The sequence below is a fragment of the Neisseria sp. P0021.S005 genome (assembly GCF_051956955.1).
Map to the genome: position 1 here is coordinate 1 of NZ_JBQCWY010000378.1, position 2,945 is coordinate 2,945.

The 2,945-nt window shown below is 52.5% G+C and carries 3 protein-coding genes and 1 pseudogene; 1 reads left to right on the forward strand and 3 read right to left on the reverse strand.

The window, feature by feature from the left end:
* Positions 1-112, forward strand: a pseudogene (locus tag ACTHUE_RS14405) (transcriptional regulator); the annotation flags it as partial.
* A gap of 94 nt (positions 113-206) precedes the next feature.
* Here ACTHUE_RS14405 and ACTHUE_RS14410 read toward each other — a convergent pair.
* From ACTHUE_RS14410 to ACTHUE_RS14420, 3 genes are read right to left on the reverse strand one after another with little or no spacing between them, the layout of a single operon-like run.
* The gene (locus ACTHUE_RS14410; protein WP_070624688.1) at positions 207-1,157 is read right to left on the reverse strand and encodes a YheT family hydrolase; all 951 of its coding nucleotides are present in this window, start codon (positions 1,155-1,157) and stop codon (positions 207-209) included.
* Between the two features lie 12 nt (positions 1,158-1,169).
* The gene (locus ACTHUE_RS14415; protein ID WP_070461243.1) at positions 1,170-1,796 is read right to left on the reverse strand and encodes a phosphatase PAP2 family protein; all 627 of its coding nucleotides are present in this window, start codon (positions 1,794-1,796) and stop codon (positions 1,170-1,172) included.
* The gene (locus ACTHUE_RS14420; protein ID WP_070461244.1) at positions 1,796-2,608 is read right to left on the reverse strand and encodes a competence/damage-inducible protein A; all 813 of its coding nucleotides are present in this window, start codon (positions 2,606-2,608) and stop codon (positions 1,796-1,798) included. Before ACTHUE_RS14420 ends, ACTHUE_RS14415 begins: the two co-directional genes overlap by 1 nt.
* Between the last annotated feature and the right edge of the window lie 337 nt (positions 2,609-2,945).

Here is a 2,945-nt window from a genome sequence, read left to right on the forward strand (position 1 = left end):
AGCTAAAGTCAACCGTGACGACTTGGCCGTTGCTTCCCTGCTGAAAAACCGCGACCCTGAGTTGTACGCTTCTCTGAAAAAAGAAGCCAAAGCCGACAACAAAGGCAAATAATCAAGCCATTCAAAAAGCCGTCTGAAATTCGTTTTCAGACGGCCTTTTTACTTTCTGCACACTAAGGGCATGTCGCATACATGTCCTTTTTCATTTACGGCTGATACTGTTTGAAATAGTCCAACACCGTTTGCGGCAGCCATTGCAGATTCAGACGGCCCTGATCGCGGCTGACAAAGCCGACATGACCGCCGTATGCCGGTTGCAACAGCGTAACGGCCGAGGACACATCCCGCCCGGTCGGCAGGGCTTCCGGCGGCAGGAAGGGGTCGTTGACGGCATTAAGCAACAGCAACGGCGTATCCACGCCTTTCAGAAACGGTTTGCAGGAATTGCGGCGGTAGTAATCGTGGCGGTCGGCAAAACCGTGTAGCGGCGCGGTAAAGCGGTCGTCAAAATCGCCAAGCGTTTTGCAGTTTTGCTGGCTTAAGGCCGTCTGAAACCGGGGAATCGCCTGGGCTTTCGGCAACAGTGAATTCAAAAAATAGCGCGTGTAAATCAGTCGCGTCATGCCCTGATCAAAACGCGTACCTGCCGCTACGGCATCAACCGGTGCAGAAACGACGGCAGAAGCGCGCGGAACGGCATTGCTGCCCTGCTCGCCCAAATATTTGGCCAAAGCATTACCCCCCAAAGAAACGCCGACGGCGTAGATGATTGAATAGCGTCGGGCAAGCGTGTTGAGCATAAAGGCGATTTCGGACGTATCGCCGAGGTGGTAGAACACGGGCGCGGTGTTTTCTATGCCGCCGCAACTGCGGAAATGGGCAACCACGCCGTTCCAACCGCGCTGCTGTACGGCTTTCATCAACTCGACCGCGTAATGGCTCTCGCTGCTGCCTTCCAGTCCGTGGAACAAAACCACCAACGGCGCATCGGGGTCGGCGCTGTCGACAAAATCGTAGGCAACTTGGGTTTTGCCGGTGCTGTCGGGCAGAAGCTCGCGGCGGTAGTCAGGCGCTTTGCCTTGCAGCAGCTTGGCAAACAGGGTGTCGGCATGGCCGTTTCTGAGCCAATAAGGCGTGTTGGGTGAACGTGTATTCATGATTCGTTTCTTCTATTTTTCAGACGGCCTGAAGATGAGCATATACACCAGCAAGGCAGTCAGCGTGCCGTTTGTCCAGCCTGCCCAAACGTCGGTGGGATAATGCACGCCCAAATAAATGCGTGAAAACCCGGTCAGCAGGGCAAAGGAAATACCGCCTATCCAAGCGGCGCGGCGGTAGCGCGTGCGGCGGCAAAGCAATATCAGCATGACGGCAATGGCGGCGGAAAACGTACTGTGGCCGCTGGGAAAGGAAAAATTGCTCTCTTCAATCAGGCGCGGCCAAAGCAGCGGACGTTCGCGGGCAAACCAAACCTTCACAATCAGCATGTTCAAAGTCGGCATCAATGCCGCCAACACGCAAAACAGTGCTTCGCGCTTCTTATCGGCAAAATACAGGGCTGCGGCGACTGCGCCGATCAGCGGCACGGCAATCTCGGTTTTGCCCAGATAGTGCAACACGGTGGCAATCGGGTCAAACCATGTGCCCGCATGGGCATGGACGGCGTGCATCAGCGGCGGTTCAAAAGCGAAGCCGCCATATTGCGCCAGCCAAATGCCGATGATGAGGGTCGGCGGCAAAAACAGCAAAGAGGCAAAAATCAGTGCGCGTCTGGATTGGGCCGGGGATAAGTGCATTATTCCACCGTTTCTTTCAAAGTCGCGCCAATCGCCTGCAAACCCTGCAACGCATCTTCCCACGCCGTATCCAACAAGCGGCAGGCCTCACCTTCCGCTTTGATGCCGAACTCGATATGCGGCGGAGTGTAACGGCCGTCTGAATCGGTACGGCCCACGGTGGGCAGGCTGTAAGAACGGACACCGGCGTAGGTACGCTCAAGATGTTCCATAATCGGCGTAATGCGCGACTCGGGTTGGTCGAACACATACACGCTGCGGCTGCCGCGTTCAGTTTGGTTGAAACGGTTGGCGTAATAAGTTTCCAATACCCATTCCGCCATCGGGTGCGCCATCACGGGGAAACCGGGGAAGAAATAATGCTCGCGGATGGAAAATCCGGCGATATTATTAAACGGATTGGGCACAAGTTCCGCGCCTTCGGGAAAATCCGCCATTTTCAGGCGTTGGGCGTGTTCCGGCGAATCGAGCGGCTCGCCGCGTTTCAGGGTTACGCCTTCGATAAACTTGGCGGCTTCAGGATGGCGGACAACGGGCAAATCCAAAGCAGCCGCTGCGGCTTGGCGCGTGTGGTCGTCAGGCGTAGAGCCGATACCGCCGGTAACGAAAGTCGGCAGGCCGTCTGAAAAACTGCGGCGCAGTTGTTTGACCAGCAATTCGGGTTCATCGGGCAGATATTGCACCTGATTGAGTTTCAGCCCGCGCGATTCCAATAAAGATTTGAAAAAGGCGAAATGCTTGTCTTGGCGGCTGCCGTGCAGGATTTCATCGCCGATGATGATGAGGTTGAACAAATGCTGTCGGTCTTTCATAATCTTTCCTTCTGCCTAAAGGCTATTCATGATTTCCCATGATTACTGTTCCAATATTGCTTATTAGGTAAATCAAATGGGAAATACGTTGTTATTGTTGTTGCAAAAGATGGGCCGTATAAGGATAAAGTCATTGCAAGCTTTATACCAGATAATAATCAATTAAACCTAATTAGTGGTAACTAAATGAAAATAATAGATTTTTTAAAAAATTGTGGTACTGACCAGTTTTCTATATTGTGTTATGGTATTTTTTTAAAAGAAGACAGAAATCATGAAAATATAAAGCAATGGGAATCTAGATCACGTTGCATTAAATCTGAAAAATATATTCTTG

Coding starts and splice junctions, on each gene's coding strand:
- ACTHUE_RS14410 (WP_070624688.1), bottom strand. CDS start 1,157: ATGAATACACGTTCACCCAACACGCCTTATTGGCTCAGAAACGGCCAT.
- ACTHUE_RS14415 (WP_070461243.1), bottom strand. CDS start 1,796: ATGCACTTATCCCCGGCCCAATCCAGACGCGCACTGATTTTTGCCTCT.
- ACTHUE_RS14420 (WP_070461244.1), bottom strand. CDS start 2,608: ATGAAAGACCGACAGCATTTGTTCAACCTCATCATCATCGGCGATGAA.